The sequence below is a fragment of the Alcanivorax sp. HI0083 genome (genome assembly GCF_001635175.1).
The window spans coordinates 1-827 of sequence record NZ_LWFX01000245.1; the positions used below are offsets into that span (position 1 = coordinate 1).

Consider the following 827-nt stretch of genomic DNA (forward strand, 5'->3'; position numbering starts at 1 on the left):
CGAATGCCCGGGTATTTGAAAAGATCCCAGGTCCCGCCGATACGTTCACGGCGTTCGAGAATCGCGTAAGTGCGATTCGGCGCCTTGCGGGTCAAATGGCAAGCGGCACCAATACCGGAAAGGCCGGCGCCAACAATCAGTACATCAACGTGTTTATTGGACATATTCTTTACCTCCAGCCATTCAGGCTGCCAGATCCTCGCAGTGCAAACATTGACATTGCTCAATGGCACGGTTCAATGGATGACAGAATAGCCGTACTGGAGGGGATGAGAAAAGGCCAAAACGGGCCGTTAATTGGCTCTGGAGCCCGGAAAAACTGCCGCTACGGACGAAAGCGAGGCGCAACCGGCATAAACACTGGCGTTAGCCGCTCCGCCAAACAAGGCCACCTTGATCAGTAACGGCCAGCGTTCTGCTCCAGGCAGTCCTGTTTGAAGGCTTGAATCATGTAACTCTGGGTCCGACGCTGGGTAGCATACTCCGGGTAGGCCCACAGCCGTCGGTCGTTCTCCACTCGGCGCGGCTGGTAGCTGATGCCTTTACTGCGCAACAACTTGTCCGTTAGCGCATCGCGCTGATCACTGCCCAGGTTGGCAGCCAACTGGCGAACACAGGACTCATAGCCGGCAATCAAGGCAAACTGCTCGGCGGAGTAATTGAAATCATCCGCCCTTACTGTTGCAACCAGGCTCAGCAACAGCGCCACCCGCCCCAACCAGCAGACCACCCCTTTGCGGCCTTGCCGCCCTGTCACTCGCCCAGGTTCATTTATCTGCATATGGACATTACTCATTGATTTTCATAGAAATCTGGTACATCAGAAC

Annotated in this window: 2 protein-coding genes; both read right to left on the reverse strand. The window is 55.1% G+C overall.

Going from position 1 to position 827, the window contains the following annotated elements; translation table 11 throughout:
- A partial coding sequence (locus A3754_RS25880; RefSeq protein ID WP_156496713.1) for an NAD(P)-binding protein occupies positions 1 to 164 on the reverse strand: 164 nt, incomplete at its 3' end.
- Positions 165 to 397: 233 nt separating this feature from the next.
- Positions 398 to 796 carry a hypothetical protein gene (locus tag A3754_RS02680; protein ID WP_156496714.1) on the reverse strand — a complete coding sequence of 133 codons (399 nt, stop codon included), beginning with the start codon at positions 794 to 796 and terminating at the stop codon, positions 398 to 400.
- Between the last annotated feature and the right edge of the window lie 31 nt (positions 797 to 827).